29 protein-coding genes, 1 tRNA gene and 1 pseudogene are annotated in these 22636 nt (G+C 59.6%); 13 read left to right on the top strand and 18 right to left on the bottom strand.

Annotation, left to right across the window (positions count from 1 at the left end):
* Positions 1–67: 67 nt before the first annotated feature.
* A tRNA-Ser gene (locus GTP23_RS18975) sits at positions 68–158 on the top strand.
* Between the two features lie 350 nt (positions 159–508).
* Here the strand turns inward: GTP23_RS18975 and GTP23_RS18980 are convergent.
* From GTP23_RS18980 to GTP23_RS19010, 7 genes are all read right to left on the bottom strand, one after another.
* Positions 509–895 (bottom strand): hypothetical protein, encoded by a 387-nt coding sequence (locus GTP23_RS18980; RefSeq protein WP_229256177.1) that lies wholly within the window; start codon positions 893–895, stop codon positions 509–511.
* Positions 892–1365 (bottom strand): penicillin-insensitive murein endopeptidase, encoded by a 474-nt coding sequence (locus tag GTP23_RS18985; protein WP_161036542.1) that lies wholly within the window; start codon positions 1363–1365, stop codon positions 892–894. The genes GTP23_RS18980 and GTP23_RS18985 overlap by 4 nt, the downstream gene beginning before the upstream one ends.
* An 11-nt stretch (positions 1366–1376) precedes the next feature.
* Complete coding sequence (locus tag GTP23_RS18990; protein WP_161036543.1) at positions 1377–1868, bottom strand: Hcp family type VI secretion system effector; 492 nt, start codon at positions 1866–1868, stop codon at positions 1377–1379.
* A 177-nt stretch (positions 1869–2045) separates the two neighbouring features.
* The gene (locus GTP23_RS18995) at positions 2046–2198 is read right to left on the bottom strand and encodes a hypothetical protein (protein ID WP_161036544.1); all 153 of its coding nucleotides are present in this window, start codon (positions 2196–2198) and stop codon (positions 2046–2048) included.
* Between the two features lie 44 nt (positions 2199–2242).
* Positions 2243–2629: a hypothetical protein gene (locus GTP23_RS19000; protein ID WP_161036545.1), complete on the bottom strand. Its 387-nt coding sequence runs from the start codon at positions 2627–2629 to the stop codon at positions 2243–2245.
* 10 nt (positions 2630–2639) lie between these two features.
* The gene (locus GTP23_RS19005; protein WP_161036546.1) at positions 2640–3116 is read right to left on the bottom strand and encodes a hypothetical protein; all 477 of its coding nucleotides are present in this window, start codon (positions 3114–3116) and stop codon (positions 2640–2642) included.
* Positions 3117–3126: 10 nt separating this feature from the next.
* Positions 3127–3618 (bottom strand): Hcp family type VI secretion system effector, encoded by a 492-nt coding sequence (locus tag GTP23_RS19010; RefSeq protein ID WP_161036547.1) that lies wholly within the window; start codon positions 3616–3618, stop codon positions 3127–3129.
* Positions 3619–3859: 241 nt separating this feature from the next.
* On the opposite strand from GTP23_RS19010, the gene GTP23_RS19015 reads away from it, so the two are divergent.
* The 3 genes from GTP23_RS19015 to GTP23_RS19025 all read left to right on the top strand — a co-directional run bounded on the left by GTP23_RS19015 (position 3860) and on the right by GTP23_RS19025 (position 7507).
* Positions 3860–5332, top strand: coding sequence for an alkaline phosphatase (locus GTP23_RS19015; protein ID WP_161036548.1), 1473 nt, complete (start codon positions 3860–3862; stop codon positions 5330–5332).
* A 25-nt stretch (positions 5333–5357) separates the two neighbouring features.
* Positions 5358–6755 (top strand): alkaline phosphatase, encoded by a 1398-nt coding sequence (locus GTP23_RS19020; RefSeq protein WP_161036549.1) that lies wholly within the window; start codon positions 5358–5360, stop codon positions 6753–6755.
* Positions 6756–6823: 68 nt separating this feature from the next.
* Entirely contained in the window at positions 6824–7507 is a 684-nt protein-coding gene (locus tag GTP23_RS19025) for a hypothetical protein (RefSeq protein WP_161036550.1), read from the top strand.
* A 50-nt stretch (positions 7508–7557) separates the two neighbouring features.
* Here GTP23_RS19025 and GTP23_RS23095 read toward each other — a convergent pair whose 3' ends face one another.
* Together GTP23_RS23095 and GTP23_RS22840 are read right to left on the bottom strand one after the other, a co-directional pair.
* The gene (locus GTP23_RS23095) at positions 7558–7800 is read right to left on the bottom strand and encodes a hypothetical protein (protein ID WP_202412255.1); all 243 of its coding nucleotides are present in this window, start codon (positions 7798–7800) and stop codon (positions 7558–7560) included.
* Positions 7772–7876, bottom strand: a pseudogene (locus GTP23_RS22840) (SDR family oxidoreductase); the annotation flags it as partial. The pseudogene GTP23_RS22840 and the gene GTP23_RS23095, both read right to left, overlap by 29 nt.
* A gap of 166 nt (positions 7877–8042) precedes the next feature.
* Between GTP23_RS22840 and GTP23_RS19035 the strand changes: the two are divergent.
* Positions 8043–8264 carry a hypothetical protein gene (locus tag GTP23_RS19035; RefSeq protein WP_161036551.1) on the top strand — a complete coding sequence of 74 codons (222 nt, stop codon included), beginning with the start codon at positions 8043–8045 and terminating at the stop codon, positions 8262–8264.
* 17 nt (positions 8265–8281) lie between these two features.
* On the opposite strand, the gene GTP23_RS19040 is transcribed toward GTP23_RS19035, so the two are convergent.
* Both GTP23_RS19040 and GTP23_RS19045 read right to left on the bottom strand, forming a co-directional pair.
* Positions 8282–9463 (bottom strand): fatty acid desaturase family protein, encoded by a 1182-nt coding sequence (locus GTP23_RS19040; protein ID WP_161036552.1) that lies wholly within the window; start codon positions 9461–9463, stop codon positions 8282–8284.
* 18 nt (positions 9464–9481) lie between these two features.
* A complete protein-coding gene (locus GTP23_RS19045) occupies positions 9482–10555 on the bottom strand; it encodes a ferredoxin reductase (RefSeq protein ID WP_161036553.1) in 1074 nt (357 codons plus the stop codon).
* Positions 10556–10711: 156 nt separating this feature from the next.
* Between GTP23_RS19045 and fabR the strand changes: the two genes are divergently transcribed.
* The 3 genes from fabR (at position 10712) to GTP23_RS19060 (ending at position 12099) form a co-directional block, all read left to right on the top strand.
* Complete coding sequence (gene fabR / locus GTP23_RS19050) at positions 10712–11365, top strand: HTH-type transcriptional repressor FabR (protein ID WP_161036554.1); 654 nt, start codon at positions 10712–10714, stop codon at positions 11363–11365.
* 168 nt (positions 11366–11533) lie between these two features.
* The gene (locus tag GTP23_RS19055) at positions 11534–11737 is read left to right on the top strand and encodes a type II toxin-antitoxin system VapB family antitoxin (protein ID WP_161036555.1); all 204 of its coding nucleotides are present in this window, start codon (positions 11534–11536) and stop codon (positions 11735–11737) included.
* Positions 11734–12099 (top strand): PIN domain-containing protein, encoded by a 366-nt coding sequence (locus GTP23_RS19060; protein WP_161036556.1) that lies wholly within the window; start codon positions 11734–11736, stop codon positions 12097–12099. Before GTP23_RS19055 ends, GTP23_RS19060 begins: the two co-directional genes overlap by 4 nt.
* 108 nt (positions 12100–12207) lie before the next feature.
* Here the strand turns inward: GTP23_RS19060 and GTP23_RS19065 are convergent, their stop codons facing one another.
* The 5 genes from GTP23_RS19065 to GTP23_RS19085 form a co-directional block, all read right to left on the bottom strand.
* The gene (locus GTP23_RS19065) at positions 12208–14256 is read right to left on the bottom strand and encodes a M13 family metallopeptidase (protein WP_161036557.1); all 2049 of its coding nucleotides are present in this window, start codon (positions 14254–14256) and stop codon (positions 12208–12210) included.
* A 186-nt stretch (positions 14257–14442) separates the two neighbouring features.
* Positions 14443–15120 (bottom strand): hypothetical protein, encoded by a 678-nt coding sequence (locus GTP23_RS19070; RefSeq protein ID WP_161036558.1) that lies wholly within the window; start codon positions 15118–15120, stop codon positions 14443–14445.
* 266 nt (positions 15121–15386) lie between these two features.
* Entirely contained in the window at positions 15387–15959 is a 573-nt protein-coding gene (locus GTP23_RS19075) for a hypothetical protein (protein WP_161036559.1), read from the bottom strand.
* On the bottom strand, positions 15956–16480 hold the full coding sequence (locus GTP23_RS19080) for an RNA polymerase sigma factor (RefSeq protein ID WP_161036560.1): 525 nt from the start codon (positions 16478–16480) through the stop codon (positions 15956–15958). Before GTP23_RS19080 ends, GTP23_RS19075 begins: the two co-directional genes overlap by 4 nt.
* Positions 16481–16510: 30 nt before the next feature.
* Positions 16511–16975, bottom strand: coding sequence for a GNAT family N-acetyltransferase (locus GTP23_RS19085; protein ID WP_161036561.1), 465 nt, complete (start codon positions 16973–16975; stop codon positions 16511–16513).
* 118 nt (positions 16976–17093) lie between these two features.
* Between GTP23_RS19085 and GTP23_RS19090 the strand changes: the two genes are divergently transcribed.
* The 4 genes from GTP23_RS19090 to GTP23_RS19105 are packed head-to-tail and all read left to right on the top strand — an operon-like array spanning position 17094 to position 19417.
* Positions 17094–17534 carry a hypothetical protein gene (locus GTP23_RS19090; RefSeq protein WP_202412256.1) on the top strand — a complete coding sequence of 147 codons (441 nt, stop codon included), beginning with the start codon at positions 17094–17096 and terminating at the stop codon, positions 17532–17534.
* A gap of 46 nt (positions 17535–17580) precedes the next feature.
* Complete coding sequence (locus GTP23_RS19095) at positions 17581–18147, top strand: hypothetical protein (protein WP_161036562.1); 567 nt, start codon at positions 17581–17583, stop codon at positions 18145–18147.
* A 53-nt stretch (positions 18148–18200) separates the two neighbouring features.
* The gene (locus GTP23_RS19100) at positions 18201–18830 is read left to right on the top strand and encodes a glutathione S-transferase family protein (RefSeq protein WP_161036563.1); all 630 of its coding nucleotides are present in this window, start codon (positions 18201–18203) and stop codon (positions 18828–18830) included.
* Between the two features lie 2 nt (positions 18831–18832).
* Positions 18833–19417, top strand: coding sequence for a GNAT family N-acetyltransferase (locus tag GTP23_RS19105; protein ID WP_161036564.1), 585 nt, complete (start codon positions 18833–18835; stop codon positions 19415–19417).
* Positions 19418–19472: 55 nt separating this feature from the next.
* Here the strand turns inward: GTP23_RS19105 and GTP23_RS19110 are convergent, their stop codons facing one another.
* The gene (locus GTP23_RS19110; RefSeq protein WP_267874511.1) at positions 19473–20276 is read right to left on the bottom strand and encodes an alpha/beta fold hydrolase; all 804 of its coding nucleotides are present in this window, start codon (positions 20274–20276) and stop codon (positions 19473–19475) included.
* 87 nt (positions 20277–20363) lie between these two features.
* Here GTP23_RS19110 and GTP23_RS19115 point away from each other — a divergent pair, with 87 nt between their 5' ends.
* A complete protein-coding gene (locus GTP23_RS19115) occupies positions 20364–21257 on the top strand; it encodes an alpha/beta hydrolase (protein WP_161036566.1) in 894 nt (297 codons plus the stop codon).
* Here the strand turns inward: GTP23_RS19115 and GTP23_RS19120 are convergent.
* The gene (locus tag GTP23_RS19120) at positions 21220–22617 is read right to left on the bottom strand and encodes a DUF3422 family protein (protein WP_161036567.1); all 1398 of its coding nucleotides are present in this window, start codon (positions 22615–22617) and stop codon (positions 21220–21222) included. The genes GTP23_RS19115 and GTP23_RS19120 overlap by 38 nt on opposite strands.
* Positions 22618–22636 lie beyond the last annotated feature (19 nt).

Here is a 22636-nt window from a genome sequence, read left to right on the forward strand (position 1 = left end):
AAATAAACTTTGTAGTCTTGGGAATATTTGCTATAATTTGCGGCTTCTCCGGAAGGGGAAGCAAGCAGGAGAGGTGGATGAGTGGTTGAAGTCGCACGCCTGGAAAGCGTGTATAGGTTTATAGCCTATCGGGGGTTCGAATCCCCCTCTCTCCGCCAGGAATACAAATGTTAAAAAGGCCACCCTCGGGTGGCCTTTTTAACATTTGTATTCCTGGCGGAGAGAAGCAGAGCGCCTGCGCGCTCTGCGAGGGGGATTCGAAGGCATCGCCCCTGCGGGGGCGAGCCGCTCCGAATCGCCACTTTGCTGCCGCGTAGCGGCAGCGCGCCGGAGGCGCTAGCGCGTAGCGCAAATTTCTTTCTAGTATGCAAATTCCGGGAAATTTCGGAATTCAAGGAATAAGTCCTCCCGAGATGATGCAACGTCAGCCAACTATCACTGCACGGATGGGAGACCAGAGAACTTGACTAGGATGTACTTGTTACAGTCCGCCTCGTTTGGTCCAGCATCAGCAAATCGAGCCAGCGATGCTCTTACCTGTTTTCAAGTCCAGACCAAAGTGGCAAGTGTAAGGATTCTTCTTGTCTGGTTTGTAATGAGTGCAACTTAAGTCGCCACGCGACCGGATGCGCAAGTCGGTGGATGCGCCGCAGGCGTCTTTTTGATCCGGACCGATGGACTCAAACAAAGTCTTGGCGATTGCGCCTTGAACGGCGAAAGAGGCGCGTCGGTCTGCTTTAGTCGGCGGTGCCTTTTCAGCCAGATCGTTCGAGTAGAGAAGGAAGTAGCCAGAAAACGCGCTGTACGTGCCATCCCATGTGTTTTGGGGTGCTGCAAAGGCGAATCCGAAAATGAGCGCTCCGGCTAAAAAGCCCTTAGTGATGTGTCTCATCATCGCAGTTTGAGTTGCACGTGAAAGTGGTCATCATGTCGGGGCCATGGCCGCACCCCTGCAATTTTCGAATCATTAAACAGAATAAGCAGCGGTACTGGGGCAAGCGCTTTGAAAAGATTGATGAGTCTTTCTGTTGCGGATCGGTCGTAATCTTTATCCTGATATACACAGGCGACATGTTTCCCGTTCTTGCGCAATGGCCATATATCGACATCAAGACCGGTTCGATGGGATTCATGGTCATTGACGGCAGTGCCACCAGCGGAACTGATATCACCGACGCCGAAACGACGGGAATCCATTGTTTGCCATTCACGTTCGACTGCAAATACTAATGTCAGCATTCTAGGGTGAACATACTGATTAACACCGGAGCCCGGGTTGCCGTAAGTGTAATATCCGACCCCTTCTGGCATCTGGGGAATCATCAGGAAGCCGCGATTGTCGCGTGGCTGAACGATCATGGTCATGTTGACTCCAATTATGCGATGCGATTGGAGGCGAGATCCCAGCCGCCGGAAGTGTTGCCGCCGGCGCCGCCCAGCACTCTTTGCTGCGTGTACTTCCAGCGCACTTTCGAGAATTTCAAACTCACGGAGTCCTGAAGAATATCGCCTTCGTGAACCGACTGATTGACCGAACCTATCAGGACGTTTTCGAGTTCGACTTCGTAATATCTGATGCGTTCGCCCTGACCGTCGGCCCGCATGAACTCGATGCCGGCTTTAGGCAAGGTCCGACCAGATGCACAGTTTTGCATCAGGATTGGTGAAGCCAGATCAGCAAGCTTAGTGATCGAGATGCTGCGCAGGTCACAACGTTCTGCCGTATGACCACCCGCTGTAGATGCCGTGGCGCTCTTGGGTTGCATGACTCCCCACTGTGCCGAAGTGCACTCAATCCAGCCTGAGTGTACTGCATCAGTCGATTCACCCTTGATGCCTTCGATCTGCAGGTATACGTCGATCGCCATTAGTTCCTCCTTGAGCTGGTTTGATAAGTTTGATGCTGTCCAGACTTGCCATGTTTACGTAAATGCTCAATTGAAATACCGGAGGCGATTGTCTCGAACAAGGAGAGTGCTCATCTTGAGCAAGGTCACGGGACAGAACAGTTTCAATTCCATGAGCCTCTTGGTGACCTGGGAAAGTTAAGCTTCCGTCATCGCCTTGGCACAGTGCGTTGTTACATTCACAGCTTTTAAACCAAGCTGGATGTACAACATGAAACGCAAAGCTCTCTTGATGACGGCGCTGAGCATCGCTGCCGCGACCTTGTGAACGCCGATCTGAGTCCGGCGCATTTGCTTTTTCCGATACATGCGTGGAAAATCAGTTTGTTGTGATATCAATCGCCAGCAACAAAGTACGACATACGCCAACCCTCAGCAGTCTTAGTAAATCCCGCTCGATAGTAGATGCCTGAGTTGGCAGGGCACTGGATCGTTTTCGTATCAGCTTTGAACAAGCAACGTAGCCGAGTGACACGTGATAGCTCGCGTAGCGCTTCTTGATCGTGCTTCCATGCTTCGATAGCCTGATCCGCATCGCTATCACCGCCAAAGCTCCACTTGAATTCGGGCACCATCAACGCCTTCAAAGCTCGGTAATCTTTGGCCTGTGCAGCGACATGAACGGAGCGGATAACTGACTTAGCATCTTGTGGAATAGGACGCTTTACCACGCGTGCCTGCGGGCTGGCGCTGGCCACCAGCATAAGAAAAACAGCAAGCATCGGTGCCCCTTTATCTGACTACCTGATTGAATTGGAAGTGGAAATGGTTATCGTGTTTGAAGCGAGGTCGCACACCGGCGATCTTCGTGTCATTAAAGAAAATAAAAATCGAGCCAACAGCATGCGCCCTAAACAGTTCGATCAGTTTTGCCGTGCCGTCCCGATCGTAGTTGGGCTCGGTGTAGGTCACTGGAAGACGCTTTCCGTCCTTACGCAGAGGCCTGACATCGACCTCCAGACCGCTTGTATGTGACGCGTGGTCGAATTTTTGGCCGTTTGAAATACTGATATTGCCAATCCCAAATTTTCGATCATCGAAGGATTGCCATTCGCGCTCGACCGCGAAGATAAGACTCAACAACTTGGGTGCAGTGAATTGCGCTGCGCCGTCGCCCGGTGTGCCATATACATAATAGCCAGCATCTGCGGGTGCCTGCGGTAGCATGAAATATCCACGCGGATCTTTGGGTTGGACGATGACTCCCATGATTGCCTTGTTATGCGATGCGATTGGAGGCGAGATCCCAGCCGCCGGAAGTGTTGCCGCCGGCACCACCCAGCACTCTCTGCTGCGTGTACTTCCAGCGCACTTTCGAGAATTTCAAACTCACGGAGTCCTGAAGAATATCGCCTTCGTGAACCGACTGATTGACCGAACCTATCAGGACGTTTTCGAGTTCGACTTCGTAATATCTGATGCGTTCGCCCTGACCGTCGGCCCGCATGAACTCGATGCGGGCTTTGGCTAAGGTCCGGCCGGATGCACAGTTCTGCATCAGAACCGGTGACGCCAGGTCTGCTAGTTTAGTGATCGAGATGCTGCGCAAGTCGCAGCGTTCAGCCGTATGACCACCCGCTGTGGAGGCCGTGGCGCTCTTGGGTTGCATCACGCCCCACTGTGCCGAAGTGCATTCAATCCAGCCTGAGTGTTCTGCATCAGTCGATTCACCCTTGATGCCTTCGATCTGCAGGTATACGTCGATCGCCATTAGTTCCTCCCTGAGCCGGTTTGATAAGTTCGATCCTGTCGAGGCGTGCCGTGCTTACGCAAGTGCTCAATTGAAATACCGGAGGCGATTGTCTCGAAGAAGGAGAGTGCTCATCTTGAGCAGGATCACGGGGCAGAGCACTTTCAATTTCATGAGTCTCTTTGGAACCTGGGAAAGCTAAGCTTCCGTCATCGCCTTGTCACAGTGCGTTGTTACATTCACAGCTTTTCAACCAAGCTGGATGTACAACATGAAACGCAAAGCTTTCTTGATGACGGCGCTGAGCATCGCTGCCGCGACCTTGATCACCGGCTGCGGCAATAGCAGCACGTCGTCCAACCAAGGCGACACAACGCCACCGACCCCAACCCCGACCAATGTAATCTTCTTCCTCGGTGACGGCATGGGCATGACCACCATGACTGCCGCCCGCATCTACTCCGTCGGCGAGGATGGCGAGCTGACCATGGACACCCTGCCGGAAACCGCTTTCGTGAAAACCTTCTCCAACGACGCGCAGGTGACCGATAGCGCCCCGTCGATGTCGGCCTACATGACCGGCGTGAAGATGAATAACGAAGTCATCTCGATGAGTACCGACACCGTTGCCAACAGCCCGATCGCCGATGCCAACGGCAACCTGCTGGGCAATAGCTGCGGCAGCAGCAACGGCAAATCCGTGCCGACCCTGCTGGAGCAGGCCAAGGCCAAAGGTCTATCGACTGGCGTCGTGACCACCACCCGCGTGACCCATGCGACGCCAGCTGCAACCTACTCGCACATCTGCCACCGCGATCTGGAAAACGACATCGCTGCGCAGGCTGTGCCGGGCGGCGCTGGCTACAACAGCGCGCTGGGCACCAATGGTCTGGACGTCCTGCTGGGCGGCGGCCGTCAATTCTTCATGACCTCCAAAGACGGCGGCAAGCGCGCCGACGGCCGTGACCTGATCGCCGAAATGAAGGCCAAGAACTACGCCTATGCCAGCAATGCGAGCGAGTTCAGCGCCATCGACGCCAGCAAGACTGACCGTCTGCTGGGCCTGTTCACCTCCAGCCACATGAGCTATGACCTCGACCGCGATCCGGCCAAGGAACCCAGCCTGGCCGAGATGACCACCAAAGCCATGGACGTGCTGGCCAAGAACAACAAGGGTTACTTCCTGATGGTGGAAGGTGGCCGTATCGACCATGCGCTGCACGAAACCACCGCCAAGAAAGCCTTGCAGGATACCGTCGCTTTCGATAACGCCATCAAGGCCGCCATCGCCAAGGCGCGCGTGAGCGATCCGGATCTGAAGAACACCCTGATCGTTGTCACCGCTGACCACGACCACACGCTGGTACTGAACGGCTACGCCAAGCGTACCGGCAAGACCACTGCCAGCAACGCCGGCGTACTCGGTGTCGTGAAGGATTACGTTACCGGTCTGGTGACCAAGGATAACGATGGCGCACCATACTCGATCATCGGTTTCGGCAATGGTGAGAACCGTACCCAGAGCAGCCGCTCCGCGATGGCTAGCCTAGACGACAGCGTAACCAGCGCTAACCTCTACCATCAGGAAGCCGTGGTACGCGTCACGGCAGGCAATGAGACCCATGGCGGCACCGACGTGTTCCTCGGCGCGATAGGCAAGGGCGCCGACACCTTCAATGGCACCATCGACAACACCAAGGTCAACGCCCTGGTGAAGGCGGCCGCCGGCCTCTGATCACATCTAAAGACTGGAACTGAACATGAAGCAAACTATCATTGCAGCCGCTCTGGCACTGGGTTTTGCCAGTGCCGCCAACGCAGCGGGCGAAGCCAAGAACATCATCTTCTTCCTCGGCGACGGCATGGGCCCATCCACCATTACTGCCTCGCGTATCTACAAGTATGGCGAAGACGGTAGCCTGAACATGGATAAGCTGGAGCGCACTGCGCGCATCAAGACCTATTCCTACGACGCCCAGACCACCGACTCGGCACCATCGATGGCCGCCTATATGACGGGCGTGAAGATGGCCAACGAAGTGATTTCGATGTCGCCCGAAACGGTCGCTACGCCGCCTAGCAAGGATGCCAACGGCAACCTGACCGTCGATAACTGCGCCAGCACCAATGGCAAGTCGGTGCCCACCATCCTGGAACTGGCCAAGGCCAAGGGCAAGGCCGTCGGTTCGATCACCACCACTGAGCTGACCCACGCCACGCCTGCGGCTACCTTCTCGCACATCTGCAACCGCAACGCCCAATACGCGATTGCTGCGCAGGCCGTGCCGGGTGGCGCCGGCTATAACAGCGCGCTCGGTGACGGCGTCGACGTTCTGATGGGCGGCGGCCGCAACCACTTTACGCCTTACGACGCTGCGACCAACAAGACCGGTCGCGCTGATGGCCGCAACCTGCTGACCGAACTGGCAGCCAAAGGTTACACCGTGGCCGCTACTAAAGCTGAAATGAATGCTGCCGCCAATGGCAAGAAGTTCATTGGTCTGTACAGCAGCCGCAGCCACCTCGAATATGAGCTGGACCGTACCGCCACACCACCGGTAGGCGAGGGCGCCAATCAGCCTAGCCTGGCCGAGATGACCGTCAAGGCCATGGACCTGCTGTCGCAAAACAGCAATGGCTACTTCCTGATGGTGGAAGGCGGCCGTATCGACCACGCGCTGCACGGCACCAATGCCAAGCGCGCACTGACCGATACCATTGCTTTCGATGACGCCATCAAGGCTGCGCTGGACAAGGCCAAGCTGACCGACCCGACGCTGGCCAACACCCTGATCGTGGTCACCGCTGACCACGACCACACGCTGGCCTTCAACGGTTACGGCAAGCGCGGCAATCCTATTCTGGACATCAACCGCGACTACAAGACTGGCCAGCCGAGCAAAGATGCCGACGGCAATACCTACACCACGCTGGTGTTCGGTAATGGCCCGAATCGTCCCAACACTCGTAGCAGTGTCGATAGCGCCACCGCACTCGGTAGCGACTACTTGCAAGAGACGGGCGTGAAGCTGTCGAGCGAAACCCACGGTGGTGGCGACGTCAAGCTGTTCGCCACCGGTGCCGGCGCCAAGACCTTCAAAGGTACGATAGACAATACCAAGGTATTCACTCTGCTGAAATCCGCCTTCGGTTTCTGATGATGTGCGGTGTCCGGCCATGCAGGCCGGGCACCTTTTTTTGTTTTCAGTTTCTTTTCTAAGCAAGCATGTTCCGTACACTCGCCCTGATTCTGTTGCTGGCTGGCGGCTATTCCCAAGCTGCCAGCGTGGCTGCACCTCCGCTCGACTTGAATATCCAGTACTACAGCAAAGCCGTGACGGCCGAAGGCGTCACGCGCGAAGTGCGCTATCAGGAAACCATGCTGCGCCGTCCCGGCCATGTCTGGGTGGCGCGCGTGCTGCCGCCGCAGGCCGCTGCGGCGGCACATGCCGGCGATCATGAGCGCAGCGTGCACAAGCACTTCAATCCGGCACAACTGCCGCGTCACGTACAGCTGGATGGCGACAAGCCCCGCCTCGAGTATGTCGATCTGGCGCACAAGGAAGTCATCGCGGTACCGCCCGGCGAATACGGCAACGTCGATTTCGACGGTTCGTGGGCGAACGCCTATTATCTGTTCGACCCCAAGCTGGTGATGGCGATGCCCTTATCGTCGCGTGCTTCGACGGTGCCTGGTGCGCGCTGGCGTGAGCAGGTGCGCAATGGTTCCTTCCGCCGTGTGTTGTGGGACGAGCAGCGCCAGATACCTTTGCTGATCGAGAGCGGCGATCAGGCTGCCACCCTGTTTAACCGCATCGAAGTGCAGCCGCAGGCTAGCGTTACGGCTGCTCTGCCATGGCAAAACCTGAAGGGCTTTGCCCAGCGCGAGTACGGCGACTTCCTCGACTGAACCGGTGCCGCATTTCCGGGGCTAGCTCGGCGCGGTGCGGGCCTTCGCGCTCAAGGGCCACCGTTGCCGCCCACTGCGCCATACACTTGTCCCGTCGCATAACTAGCCTCATTCGAGGCTAGCCGTACGTACACGCCAGCCAGTTCGGCAGGCTGGCCGCCTGTCACATGTAACTGCGTCCAGAAAAGTGCGGCCGCTACGGCGATCAGCTTTTTGCAGAAATCCTCATTCCGTATAGCGTCGGGCGAGGCGATGCTCTTGCGGCCTTGCTGAACCGCGATAGCTGGTTTCACCGTGATCGGGGCGGGGGGACATCTTGCAGGCCAGACCCGGCCAGGGCTGCTGCCGGTGCGGGAAGGGCGGCGCGGGATGGCTAGGCGGTGGGTTGCTGCTGCTGTCTGGATGACTCATGAAGAGTGCTCCCTTGAAGATGTAGCACCATCTTTTGCCCTTTCAGTGATCCTCTCCGTGCGGTATGTCGCATATCCGGGGCGCCCGCTGCGGTATTTTGGCAGCTTGGCTAAAGGAGGTGGAAATGCCCAAAGGAGCAAGTCCCAAACGCGAGCGCGAATATCGTATGCTGGAGCGCAAATTCAAACAGGAAGGCCGCTATCCGGGCCGGGAAGAGGAAGTAGCCGCGCGCATCGTCAATAAGCAGCGCGCGGTTACGGGAGAAACGAAGTATCAGCACACTGCGCCCAAGCGGTCTGCGTCGCGGCGCAAGAGCCGATCGGCGCGCAACAGCGCAAGGGCGTGAATCACACGGCGCGCTAGTTAGGCTGGCGTCGTGGATTCAGTCGTTGCGCGCGTACGCGGCGCACGCGGTGGCGGTGCGCTGTCCAGATACGGGCTGTAACCGGGGAAGCTCATGCGCAGTATGCGCAGCACCGTGGTACCAAACTGGCGCGTCAGCGAACCTGTGTGATACGGCAGGCGATATTGCTCGCACAGCGCGCGCACACGCGGCGCCACTTCGCCATAACGGTTACTCGGCATATCAGGGAACAGGTGATGTTCGATCTGGTGGCTCAGATTGCCGCTCATGATGTGGAACAGCTTACCGCCGCTGATATTGCAGGAACCCAGCAACTGCCGCACATACCAGTGCGCCCGCGTCTCATTCTCCACCTCGGCCTTGGTGAACACATGCACGTCCATCGGGAAGTGGCCGCAGAAGATGATCAGATAGGTCCACAGATTGCGCACGATGTTGGCTACCGCATTCGCACCGGCCACATAGAAGAAGAACGGGCCAGCCAGCAGCGGGTACAGCAGATAATCCTTGCGCATCTGGCGCCAGATCTTGGCACGCGTACGCAGCAGCATCGGCCGCAGCACCGACCACTTCATGCGGCCCTTGATCACGCGGCCCAGCTCCAGCTCCTGAATCGCGATACCCCATTCGAAGAAGATCGCCAGCAGCAGCGCCCACAGCGGATTACCCAGATTGAACGGCTTCCAGCGCTGGCCCGAGAACATGCGCAGCAGACCATAGCCCGCCACGTCGGCATCCTTGCCCAGCACGTTGGTCCACGTATGGTGCTTGACGTTGTGCGCGTGCTTCCACTGGTCGGACGGGCAGACGTGATCCCACTCCCAGCGACCCGACTGGATTTCCGGATCGCGCAGCCAGTCCCACTGGGCGTGCAGCACGTTGTGGCCGATCTCCATATTTTCCAGAATCTTGGCAGCGCCCAGCGTCAGCACGCCCAGCACCATCACGGGCCAGAACAGCGCCCAGCTGGCCAGCGCGTGGCCCCATTGCGGCAACAGCGCCAGACTGGCGTAGATGCCGAGGCGGCCGCCGATTTCGAGGCAGCGGTGGATGGTCAGCAGGCGGCGGATATAGCGCGCATCGCGCTCGCCGCGGTCGGCCATGACTTCATTGCGGATCGCTTCGACCTGCGCCCCAAAGGCGTCGATGTCGGCGGGAGTAAGGTGAGATGGGATAGGCATGAAATTCTCGATGATTAGTTACAGCGCCAGTTCGACGTCGCCCACGGCGGCGCAGACGCACACTTGCACGGTGTCGCCCGGTTCGGCGATGAGGGTGCCGTTACGCAGGTCGCGCACGCTGCCGCTCACCAGCTTGGTGTCGCAGCCGTGGCAGATGCCCATGCGGCAGCCGTGCTTGGGATTGAGGCCGGCATCTTCGGCGATGCGCAGCAGATTACTCACACCATCCGAAGCCGCTTCGGTCGCGCTGGCGGCAAACCGCACGCGGCCCGCGGTAGCAGCCTCCGTGCTGATGGCGATGGGCGCGTGGAAGCGCTCCACATGCAGCTGATGGTCCAGCCCTGCAGCATGCCAGTGGGCTTCCACCGCTTCCAGCAGGCTGGCCGGCCCGCAGGCCCAGACTTCGCGTGCGCGCCAGTCGGGGCAGACGGCTTCCAGCTGGGCCGCGTTGAAGTGGGCGCCGCCTTCACGCGTGTAAATGTGCTGCAGCTTGTAATGCGGCTGGCTGGCAGCCAGCGCTGCCAGTTCGCTGCCGAAGATCGCCTCGCGCGGATGCGGCGCGTAGTGCAGGTGCACGCTGTCCGGGATCACTTCGAGTTCCTGCACATAGTTGCGCAGCATGCTCATGATGGGCGTGATGCCGCTGCCGGCGGTGATGAATAGCGGGCGCACGGGCATGGATTCCGGCAGCACGAATTCGCCCTGCGGTTCGCCCAGCGGCAGGTATTCGCCCACCTGCACCTGCTGTACCAGATGCTGTGATACGCGGCCGCCCGGCACCGCCTTGACGGTGACCGTAATGCAGCCATCCTCGCGGTTAGGCGCGGATGAAATCGAATAGGTGCGGGTATGGCGCTGGCCGTCGATAGGCACGCCTAGGCGCACGAACTGGCCGGGACGGTGGCTGCGCCAGCCCGTACCGGGGCGCAGGGTCAGGGTGCGGCTGTCGTCGGTTTCCTGCTGCACGGAGATAACCCGTGCCATCAGTTTATGGGTAGTCCAGAGCGGGTTGACCAGCTCTACGTAGTGGGAATGGCGCAGCGGATAGGCAAACATGTCCGCCAGACGCGCCAGTGATGCTTGGATCGTCATGGTATAGCAAATAAATAGAATCGACGTAATTGTGGACACTTGTACACATCAAGTCAAGCGTGTTGTGCTTAATAAATCAGCAAGTATGCTCTTTCGGCCTCGCATCTCCCCGCATTGAGCGGGTAAAATAGTGGTACATCTGTACACACGACGACCATGAGCGAACACGATACCGAGGAAAGTACGGCACGCCCCGAGCGCAAGACGGGCACCCGCAGAGCTTTGCTGCAAGCGGCGCTGACGCTGGTAGGGGAAGGGCGCAGCTTCACCAGTCTGGGCCTGCGCGAGATTGCGCGGCAGGCCGGCGTGGTGCCGAATGCCTTTTATCGCCACTTCCGCAATACGGACGAACTGGGGCTGGAACTGGTGGACGAGATGGGCATTACGCTGCGCCGTCTGCTGCGCGAGGCGCGCCAGATCGATGTATCGCGCGGTTCCATCCTGCGCCGTTCGGTGCGCGTCTACCTCGACTATGTCAAGGCCAACCGGCTGCAGTTCCAGTTCATTGCCACCGAGCGCTCGGGCGGCAGCCGGATTCTGCGGCTGGCGATCCGCACGGATGTGACGCACTTCACCAACGAAATGGCGCAGGATTTGCGGACGCTGGGGCGCTATCGTGAATTATCCACGCCGCGGCTGCAGATGGTGTGCGGGCTGGTCGTCATGACCATGCTGGCGGCGGCGACCGACATTCTTGATCTGCCGCCCGGCCAGCCGCTGCTGGAAGGGGAGATGGAAGAGAACTTCGTGCAGCAATTGCACGTGATCCTGCTGGGGGCTTCCAAGTGGCAGGAAAAAGACCCCCATTAGGGTGCAACGCCTGCCGGGTAGCGATTAGCACTCCAGCTAAGAGCATATTGATCTTGTCGAAATTTCTTGCGAGATTGCGGAACTGAACACAAGTAAGTCGGTCAGAACCATTAACTGCCATTCAATTGAATGGCACATGCCCGCTAACGCTTAACAGCCGGAGATGCCATGAAAATTTCCGTAACCGTTGATGATCAGTTGTGGAACGCGGCAATGTCTCTGGTTGATCCCACAGCTGATGCAGGTGAACTGATAGATCAGGCACTCAGAATGCTGGTGCGGATACGCGCCGGCATGCAATTGGCCACGCTTGGTGGCACCATGCCTGATATGGCTGAAGTTCCCCGCTTTCGAGATGCAATAGCTAAATGAGCGTGCTAGTCGATACCTCTGTCTGGATCGATCATTTTCGGTATAAAAATACTTCGCTCTCGGACCTGCTGACGCGTGGCCTTGTGTTGATCCACCCCATGATAATTGGGGAGATCGCATCGGGAACACCGCCATCGCCGCGTGTACAGACCATGCGGACACTTGACCTATTGCCTTTGAGTCAGTGGATAGAGGTGAAAGCGAGTGTCGCTTTTATCGAACGAGAATCGTTGTTCGGCTTGGGTTGTGGTCTGATTGATTTGATGCTGCTGCTATCAACCCTGATGACGCCGTCGGCGCGACTGTGGACGCTGGACAGGAATCTGGGCTTGCTCGCCCGGCGTTATAGCGTCGCTTACTAAAGCGTTCGATGAGCCTATATTGGGGCTGAACTAATGCGTACTTCGTAATAGGAATGCAGATGTGCCGCTGTTCCGCAGACAGCAGCGGCACACCTGGTCAGTCCTCGGTTACCACATGATGACGCGCTGCTCGGGCGGCAGATACATAGGGTCGCCCGGTTTGATGCCGAAGGCTTCGTAGAAGCCCGGCTGGTTCATCACCGTGCCTTTGGCGCGGAACTCGCCCGGCGAGTGCGGATCGCTCTTGATCTGGGCGATGGCCGCCTCAGGACGCAGCTTGGCGCGCCACTTGGTGGCGAAGCCGATGTACAGGCGCTGCTCGCCCGTCAGACCATCCAGCACCGGCGAAGGCTTGCCGCCCAGCGAACGCTGGTAGGCTTTGTAGGTGATCGACAGGCCGGAGTTGTCGCCGATGTTTTCACCCAGCGTCAGTTCGCCGTTGATGTAGTAGCCCGGTACGGGGCTGTAGGCACCGTACTGCTTGACCAGACCTGCTGCGCGCTCCTTGAAGGCGCGGCGGTCTTCCGGCGTCCACCAGTTGCGCAGACGGCCTTTGGCATCGTACTGGCTGCCCGAATCGTCGAAGGCGTGGCTGATTTCGTGGCCGAAGGTAATCCCCAGCAGGCCGTAGTTGACGGCGTCTTCCGCTTTCACGTTGAAGAACGGCGGCTGCAGAATCGCGGCCGGAATGGTGATCGAGTTGAGCGCAGGGCTGTAGCTGGCGTTGACGGTTTGCGGCGTCATCGACCATTCGTCGCGGTCCACTTCCTTGCCCAGCTTGTCGAAGTTCTGCTGGCGCGACCAGCTACGCACGGCGCGCACGTTGGCGATCAGGTCGTGCGGCTGGGTTTTCAGCGCGCTGTAATCGCGCCATTTTTCCGGATAGGCGATCTTCGGTTTCAGCGCGGCCAGCTTGGCCTGGGCTTCTTTCTTGGTCTCAGGGCCCATCCAGTCCAGCTGCTCGATACCGTCGCGGAAGGAGGCGACGAAGTTGTCGAACATGGCCATCACGCGCGGCTTGGTTTCAGGCGGCAGGAACATCTTCACGTACAGCTTGCCCACGGCGTCGCCCATGGCGCCATCAGTGTAGCGCAGCGCCAGTTGCCACAGCGGTTCGCTTTGCGGCACGCCGCGCAGCACCGTGCCTTCGAAGGCGAAGCGCTCCTTGACGGTGTCGGTGTTCAGGTAGGACGCATAGCTCTCGACGATGCGCCAGTTGAAGTAGCTTTTCCACGCGGCTAGCGGCACGGCGCTAATCGTTTCGGACAGGCCGGTCAGGTAGCTAGGCTGGCGCACCACGGCGGAACTGGCTTTGCTGGCCAGACCCATGGCGCTGAAGTAGGCCTGCCAGTCGAACGCTGGTGCCAGTGCGCCGAACTGGTCGAACTGCACGCGGTTGTAGGATTTGACGGGGTCGCGCATCTGCACGCGGGTCCATTGAGCCGACGCCAGACGGGTTTCGATATCGAGCACCTGTGCGGCATGTTCGGCGGCGGCCTTGTCGCCACTCATGGCCAGCAGGGTTGCTACGTGCTGCAGATATTTTTCGCGCACGCTGCTCAGTTTGGCGTCGTCGGCTTTCAGGTAGTAGTCGCGGTCCGGCAGGCCCAGACCGGACTGGCTGACGTTGACGGTGTAGTGTTCGGGGTCCTGCGCATCTGGTGCTACGCCAGTGCCGATAGGCGTCTGGATGCCTTGCAGCTGCAGGTAGGCGAACAGGGCCGGCAGATCTTTCTTGTCCTTCAGGCTGGCCACACGTGCCAGATCGGCATGCAGCGGTTTGAAGGCGGCCGCATCACGCGCCTTGGTGTTCATGTAGCTGCTGTACAGATCAGCGATCTTGTGGCTTTCGCTGCCCGCTTTGCCGGGGTTTTTCAGCGTCGCTTCCATCATGGTGCGCAACTGGCCCTGCGCAATCTCGCGCAGTTCGATGTAGGTGCCCCAGGTGGATTTGTCGGCCGGGATCTCGGTGTTGCGGGTCCAGACGCCGTTGACGTAACCGTAGAAATCATCCTGCGGGCGGATGTTCTGGTCCAGCGACTTCGGGTCGATGCCGGAGACGAGGGCGGTGCTGCCGTTGGCTTGCTGGGCATGCAGCACGGGAGCGGAGAAGGCGAGTAGGGCGCAGCAGGCGGCGCTGATAAGCGTGCGTTTCACAGGATTCCTTTTATGTAGACACCGGGACCAGCGGGGGTAATACTGGTCCGCGTGGGCGGATTATACCGAGGGAAGCGGGGGAATTCTGGCTGGGTTTGTATCGCAATATTTCGAGTTGCCCGAGCTAAGGAATGCTGATCTGACCTATAGGATAGGCAGGCGGGCGTGGAGGGGAATTGTCTGGCGTTATTTTGTCTTTCTTTTTGTTGTGGCGGTCCTGCGGATGTCGCCCTCGGCATAGTATAGGTGGGACTTGCTTGCGTTAAGGTCTAACAAAAATGCTCCCCGAAAATTCTGGAATGTACCGCTATGTCCAATGCCATCAAAATTGAAGCTCACGCAGATATAGCTTTGTTGAGCAGTAGTTATCTTGCTCCATGCGGCGAGTGCTGGACTGAACTCGGTGGCTATTTGCAGGGGAGACGAGGTGGAGATTGCATCGACTAGCCGGTAGACCTTTCCTGAATACAGCAAGGCATTGGTTTGTGCCTTTTGGGCGTAGCCGATCTCCTTGTCCCTATAGAAGAAATAGTAGCTTGCGTCGTAGCCATCTGCATAGTTTTCCTGTTCATAGAAGATCTCGGTTGCAAAACGATGCAAGTGAATATTGGGTGAAGTGGTGTGATCTAGTACACAGCTTTCCCTCACTGATTTGGGTAGCGAGGTAGCGTGGGATGCGATGGAGGGCGCCAGCAATATGACCAGTGTCAGGTGCAGAATTCTTTTTTTGTTTGGCGGTATGTTGTTCTGACACGGGTTTGGTTTTGATAGATCGTCATAATTGAAATCGCAAAACTCATCCTCTACGGCGATGGCTTTTTCTCCCAAACTTGCTGATTTTTTTTGGGGGGCTACACAGACCATCTTTCCCTCCTATCTACAAATGGGGCAGATGATCAAGTCGTCCTCGTCGGCAACCATGCAACCTGAGATGGTGCCGTTGGCACTGGCCGTCGCGACTTTGTCCCCTGCGCTTGTCGTTGCCCCTAGCATGATGATGTGGCGTTACGTACCTGTGCTTTGCCTACTTTAAGAATTGAAAAGCAAGGTTAGCTGAGGCCACCATTTTCGGATTGAGTTAGATCATTGAGGGGAATCTATGTGCCTGAGCGTCGGCGCAAAGGCATATGTTAAGCAATCGAATCGCCTACTGCACTGGGGAGTTGGTCGATCTGGCGCTGCAGCCTGCTCGCGGTGTACAGGTTAATCAGCACCACGATCACCAGCACGGCTGCTATCGCCAGATTGGCAACCAGCCCCCGTGCAAATGGTGCGCTGGCATCGAGCTGGGTTTCCACGCCCCAGCGGAACACCACCATGCCGGGCACCAGCGGGCCGATATACCAGGCCCAGACGGAGCGCAAGGCGTCGCGCTGGCGTTCCAGTTGCTGGCGGTGGTAGACCAGCCCCGGCAGGCCGGGCGAAGCCGGCGCGTCCGATGCGCGGCGGTGGATCTGCCATGCCACGTACAGCGTGCCGAGGATGACCAGTACGCTACCGAGGCGCAGCAGCGGTTGAGGGAACTCGCGCAGATAACCCCAGAAGCCCGCGATGACCAGCAGGCAGGCCAGATATTCGAGCGCGTTGCGCGCGCTGACGCGCCAGTGCAGCGTACGGGACTTCTTGCTCAGCTCCTGCTGCGTGAACTGGACGGGAACTACTTCCTGGGTTTGCCACAGCGATTTCAGCGGATCGTCGCTCATGCTGTTTTCCTTTCCGTGCCTAGTTGGTTGGCCAATATGGCTTTGATGCGGTGTACTTTGGTGGCGACATTGCGTGCCGACAGGCCAGTAATGTCGGCGATGCCTGCCGCATCCATGTCTTCCAGATACAGCAGCATCACTTGCCGGTCCAGCGGCGCCAGCCTATGTATCAGCGCCATGACTTTCTGCAGATCGAGGCGGCGCTCGGTCTGGGCGATTTCGGCGGCTTCGCTGGGCATGCTGTCGATTTCATCCAGCGTTACGCTGTGACGTTCGGCATTGCGCAGGCTGCGCTGGATATGGCTCACGCCGACGTTATGGGCGACGCGATAGACCCAGGTGCGCAGCGAGCAGTCGGCCTTGTACTGGGCCAGGCTTTGCCACAGCGCCAGATGGACTTCCTGCAGCAGCTCGCGCCGCCGCGCCGGATCGCGCTCATAGCCCGCCGTAAAGCGGGCTAGGTCGGAGCCATAGTCCTGCACGGCCTGCTGGTAGAGGGGGTAGTGGTTTGTGCTGTTCATAACAAGGTAGTCACACAGCAGCGGAATTTCTTACATGGCAGTCGATAATATGGTTTTGCGCATGAAAACGCTGTTCGGATCATCGAGGTAGTCGCCGAACGGACCGCACAGCGCATAGCCGCAGCGCTGGTAGAGTTTGATGGCGTCGGTCTGCAGATAGCCTGTTTCCAGTGCAAAGGCGCGGCAGCCGCGTCGCTGCGCCTGCGCCTCGAGGAAGTCCAGCAGACGCCGCGCAATGCCCTGACCGCGCTGCTCGGGACGGGTGTACATGCGCTTCAATTCGCCGTACTCTGTTTCCAGCACCACGGCGCCGCAAGCCACTGCCGCGCCATCATCGCTGCGTGCCACGGCAAATAGTACGTTGGGCTGCTCCAGCACGGAGAGGTCCACGCCGTGGTGGCTTTCGGCGGGATAGAGCGGCACCTGATAGGCGTCGAGGTCTTCGATCAGCTGGCGTACGTCGGGCTGGTTGGGCGATTCGAGTGCAATAATCATGGCGACAGATTGCGTGAGCGTGAAAAATAGTGAGCGGGCTAGCCTGCCACTTTAGCATGAAGCGCAGACTGGGTTATGCTGTGGGTTGTGCACGATACCACTGACTCTGGAGAAAATTTTGCTGAAGATAAAAGCCCTGTTTCTGAGCCTGCTGCTGGCAGGTTGCGCGACGCAGGCGCCGGTGCAGAAAGATGCGCTGTCGCCGCAGCAGGCCATCATGATGGCGGCCGATGTGGCGCCCCAGCCGGTGTATATCACGCTCGATCTGCAGGTGCGCGGCATCGGTGCGCAGAATGGCTTCACCTACCTGAACTCGGAAAAGGATTACCGTGACCAGCGCAATGTGTCGCTGGAGATTACGCCGGAAGCACTGGCCCGGGTGGAAGCCAAGTTCGGTGGCCAGCTGGCCGCCTATGCGCGCGGCAAGCACATACTGGTGAAAGGGCCGGTACGCCGCGTCACGATCTGGTTCTTCGACGATGCGGGACGGCGTAGCGACAAGTTCTATTACCAGACCCATTTGCGGGTTTCCGATCCGGCACAGATACAGCTGCTGTGATGCACAGGCCCGCCGGCAGGCGGGCCGACAGACATAAAGGTTTTCGATGATGAAATCAGGTCGCTGGGCAGCGTGTGCCTTTGCGCTGGGGATGCTGCAGGCATTCCTGCTGCCGTCTGTATGCGCGGCGGACGATGTGGAGTTCTATCACGACCGCGACAGCACCCTGATCGGCCAGCCAGCGCCAAAATTGCCAGCCCATCTGGCGGGCAGCTGGGGCACCAATGAGTCGCTGTTTGCCGGTACAGCATCGCAGGCGCAGTTGTATCTGGCGCCTGACGGTTTGGGTGTGCTGGCCGCTTCCAGTTCGGCTCCTGTTCCGGCAGGCAGCGCACCAGCGACGAGCGGGCCGGCGCCACGCGCCATCATCGGTTTTCCCGTGCAGGCGGAACTGGATAAGGGTGGCCTGAGGCTGCAGGTGCTGATGCCGCAGAAGACGCAGTTGCAGGAGGCGCCCGGCATGGTCTTCGTGTGTAGCTATGATGCTGCGGCACCGATGCTGACCTGCACCGGGCCTAATAAGGATGTGCTGCGCCTGGCGCGGCTGAGCGAGAAGCTGAGTGACGAAGCGCAGACGCAACTGGAGCAGTTGCGCACACTGCAGTCGCACTGAGGTCTGGCATGAACGGGCATGCGGAGTTGTTTTAACTTTGAACGGGATAGGCGATGCTGAAGATACTGGGTAAGACGAGTTCTATCAACGTGCGCAAGGTGCTGTGGACCTGTGCCGAGCTGGGGCTGGCCTACGAGCAGGAAGACTGGGGTGCGGGTTTTCGTGCGACCGACACACCGGAATTTCTGGCGCTGAATCCGAATGCCATGGTGCCGGTGATTGTCGACGGACCCACTACGCTGTGGGAGTCGAACACCATCTGCCGCTATCTGGCCAGCAAGCATGGCCGCAGCGATCTGCTGCCGCAGGAGCCTGCGGCACACGCGCTGGTGGAGCAGTGGATGGACTGGCAGGCGGGCGAGCTGAATAATTCGTGGCGCTACGCCTTCATGGCGCTGGTGCGCCAGAGCGCACAGCATACGGATGCGGTGGCAATTGCCGCCAGCATCGCCAGCTGGAACCGCCACATGGGCATACTCGAGCGCCAGCTGCAGCGTACCGGCATGTACGTGACAGGCGCGCAGTTCACGCTGGCCGATGTGGTGCTGGGCCTGTCGGCCAATCGCTGGAACAGTACGCCGATGGAGCGGCCCGACTATCCGGCCGTTGCGGCCTATCTGGAACGGCTGGCGCAGCGCTCCGGTGACGGCTTTGCGCGCCATTGCCGCAACGGTGTGGCCTAGCCATGGGTAACTCTGTGCTGCTGGATGGTCTGCGCATCCGGCCGGTCGGTGCGCAGGAATTCGATGATTTTCTGCGCTACCTGAATGACCATCTGAGCGACAACGGCGCCAGCGGCCAGCCGTATTTCCAGCCTATGTCACGCAGCCAGTCGCGCATTCCGGCGGAACTGGCGCAGGCGTTCCGGCAAGGGCTGGAACTGCCGCTGGGAGCGCCGGGCTGGCGCCGCCTGTGGGTGGCGCAGGCGGCCGATGGAAGGCCGCTGGGGCATATCGATCTGCGCGCCCGCCCCGAGCCGCCTGCTGCCCATCGCTGCCTGCTCGGTATGGGCGTTGACCGGAAAGCCCGCCGGATGGGGCTGGGGCAGCTCCTGATCAACCATGCGCGCCAGTGGGCCCGTAGCGAGGCGGGGCTTGAATGGATAGATCTGCAGGTGCTGTCGGTGAACCTGCCCGCGATACAGCTGTATCAGCGCTGCGGCTTCGTCATGACAGGTGAATTACACGATATGTTCCGCATCGACGGGCTCAGTCTGGCCTTTACCAGCATGAGCCTGAAGCTGGCGGATGAAGGAATGGAAGCAGTATGAAGCAGCATGGCTGGCTGGCGGCGCTAGCGGCAATAATGGCCGGCCAGCCGCGCGCTTAGCCGGCCGTGATTTCGGCGTCGCTGAGGAAGCTGATGATGGCGGGATTGACCACTGCCGCATGGGTGATAGGCCCCATGTGGCCGCCGCGCGTCTGCAGTGCGGTGGCGTTAGGCAGGGCTTGCGCCAGCTGTTCCGCCAGCAGGCGGGTGGAGGCAGGGCTGCTCAGGCCCGACATCACCAGTGCCGGCATGGTCAGCGCGGCCAGATCTTCCAGCGTGGCCGGTTCGCCCAGCAGGGCTTCGAAGTCGCGCTTCACTTTGGCGATCATGCCGGCCATTTTGGCCTGTGCGGCAGCCGGTGCGGCATCGAAGGAACCGGTGCGGTTCCAGTAATCGATGAAGATGCGGGTGGCGTCCTGTGCTTCGGCGCAGGCCTTGATGCGCTCTACTACGGCGACGATTTCCGCGCGCGCCGGATGCTGCTCGGGCAGCAGGTGGAAGGCCACCGGCTCGTACACCGTCAGCGACAGCACGCGTTCCGGCATGCGACGCGCCATGTGCAGGGCCGAAGCGCCGCCATACGAGTGGCCGATCAGGTGGAAAGCTTCGCCCGGTTGCAGATGGGCCGCAACGGCCGCATTGACGGCGTCGATCTCGTGCGCCAGCGTGTGGCGGTATTCTGGGCCTAGCTGGGCCGGAAACGGCGCGCTGCCGTAGCCCAGCAGATCGACGGCGATGCAGCGGTAGCCGTCGCTTAATTGCGACACCAGCTCGCCCCATTGGGCTTTGGTACTCATGGAACTATGCAGCAGTACGACAGCAGGTTTCATACTCGGACAGGGGCGGAAAAAAGACCGCATATTATACCGGCATGGTGGTGGCACTTGTGAAAACGGCTACACTGCCTCATCTGCTGCAACAGTCGTCCTCAGGAAGCTAGCTGTTACATGAAACATACGAAAAAAGTCGCAGGGCTGGCCGGTATCGCCAGCGTGCTGTGGGTGGGGCTGACGGCTGCCGTGGCAGCCAGCCAGAAACGCCTGCTGTTCAACCCTCTGGGCAGCAAGCGCGAAGTGCTGCGCCCTTACAGCAGCGGGCACCGCACCCGTCCTGTGGTGATCCGCGCCAAGGATGGCACGCGCCTGTCCGGCTGGCTGATGACGCCTCCCATCCATGGCCCCCATCCGGCCGTGATCTATTTCGGCGGCCGCTCGGAAGAAGTGTCGTGGGTGGCGCGCGATGCGGGCAAGCTGTTCCCCGGCATGGCGGTGCTGGCCATGAACTATCGCGGCTACGGTGATTCGCACGGCGATCCGGCCGAAACCCATTTCGTCGATGATGGTCGCATGCTGTACGACTGGCTGGCCGAGCGCCATCATGTCGACCCGAAACGCATCGCCGTGGTAGGACGCAGCCTCGGTTCCGGCGTGGCCGTGCAGGTGGCGATGGAGCGCAATGCCCATGCCATCGTGCTGATTACGCCTTACGATTCCATCCTCGCCATTGCCAAGCGCAAGTTCAAGGCCATACCGGTGGAGTATGTGCTGCGCCACCGCTTCGAGTCGGTCAAATATGCGCATCACCTGAAGGCGCCCACCTATGTGCTGCGCGCCGAACAGGATGATGTGGTCCCGCATAGCCACACCGATCTGCTGGTGGAAAAACTGGGCCAGCTGCATGCGGACGAAATCGTGCCTGATTCCGATCACCTGAATATTCCGTATCTGGAAAGTACCCAGCAGCGCATCGCCGGTTTTCTGGCGCAGCGCTTCGACCTGCCGCCGGTGGCGGCTAATCCCGTTGCTAGTGACCCTGCGGCGCCGCTACAGCCGAACTCCTAGTGCTGTGGCCAGTGAGCCGGTTGTGCAGGCGGCGCAAGCCTAGCCATACGCCGGTGATCACCAGCGGCACGGCGATACCGGTCAGGACATCCGGATTGATGGGCAGGTTGGCGGCCTTCATGGCCTTGCCTGCGTAGCCGATCAGCCCCAGCGTGTAATAGGAAATCGCCACGGCCGACAGGCCTTCCACCGCCTGCTGCAGGCGCAGCTGCTGGGCCGCGCGGGTATCGAGCGATTGCAGTATCTTGCGGTTCTGGCGTTCCTGTTCGATGCCGACGCGGGTGCGCAGCAGGTCGTTGCTGCGGGCGATACGCTGGGCCAGCGTTTCCTGCCGCCGCGCCACCGAGGTGCAGGTGTGCATGGCCGGTGCCAGCCGCCGTCCCATGAATTCGGCCAGCGTGGGCATGCCTTCGATGCGCACTTCGCGCAGCTCCTGTATGCGCGCCTGCACCAGACTGAAATACGCTTGCGATGCAGCGAAGCGGTAACTGTTATTCACCGAGATTTTTTCCAGCCGCGCTGCCAGGCTGGTGATGTGGTGCAGCAGGCCCTGATCTTCCGGCATGGCCTGCGGCGGCGCGTCGGTCTGGTCGCTCTGTACCAGCAGGGCAGTCAGCTCGGCCAGTTCGTTCTCGATGCTGTTCAGTTCCGGCTGGGTGGCTTCTGCCTGCGGCAGGCCCAGTAGCGCCATCATGCGGTAGGTTTCGATTTCCAGCAGACGGCCGACCAGACGGCCGGCCTGATATTCGCGCAGCTGCAGGTCGCGCACCACGAAGCGGCTGAAGCCATCGGGCTGGATCAGGAAGTCGGTCCAGACTTCGGCGCCGCTGCCCACATTGCTGCACACCAGAGACTTGCCCTGAAACAGCGAACGGATGGCGCTCGTGCTGGCATCGTCATCGGCGCGGCCTTTACACAGCAGCACATGGGCCGCCACGATGATCTTGCCGTGCAGGCTGGCCAGCCATTCCTGCGGCACCTGCTGCAGCGGTGTGTGCTGCACGGCCAGATCGCAAGGCGTATCAGGCTGGCCCTGTTCGACGAAAGTGTAGGTGGCAAATTCGGTGTGGCATTCCCACTTCAGGCGGAACTGGCCGAAATCGTGGAAGAAGTAGCGCGCCTGCGCATGCGGCACGGCCACGCCGTAGTGCATGCATAGCTGCTGCAGGATGGCGTGCTGGCTGCCGCGATGCTGCTTCTGCGAAGGCTGCTCCTGCTTTACGTACAGGGCGAAATGGGTCAGGCTTTCCGGCGCCTGTAGATGCAGGAAAGGGCGTGAGTGGATTTCCGCCGATAGCGGCACCCGCATGGCGTGATTCAGACTGGCGAAATCGGCGTTACTACGGTAAGCGAGAGACATGGCCTTCCCCGGCGAGTAC

The organism is Duganella fentianensis, from assembly GCF_009857835.1.
GTDB classification, from domain to species: domain Bacteria; phylum Pseudomonadota; class Gammaproteobacteria; order Burkholderiales; family Burkholderiaceae_D; genus Rugamonas; species Rugamonas fentianensis.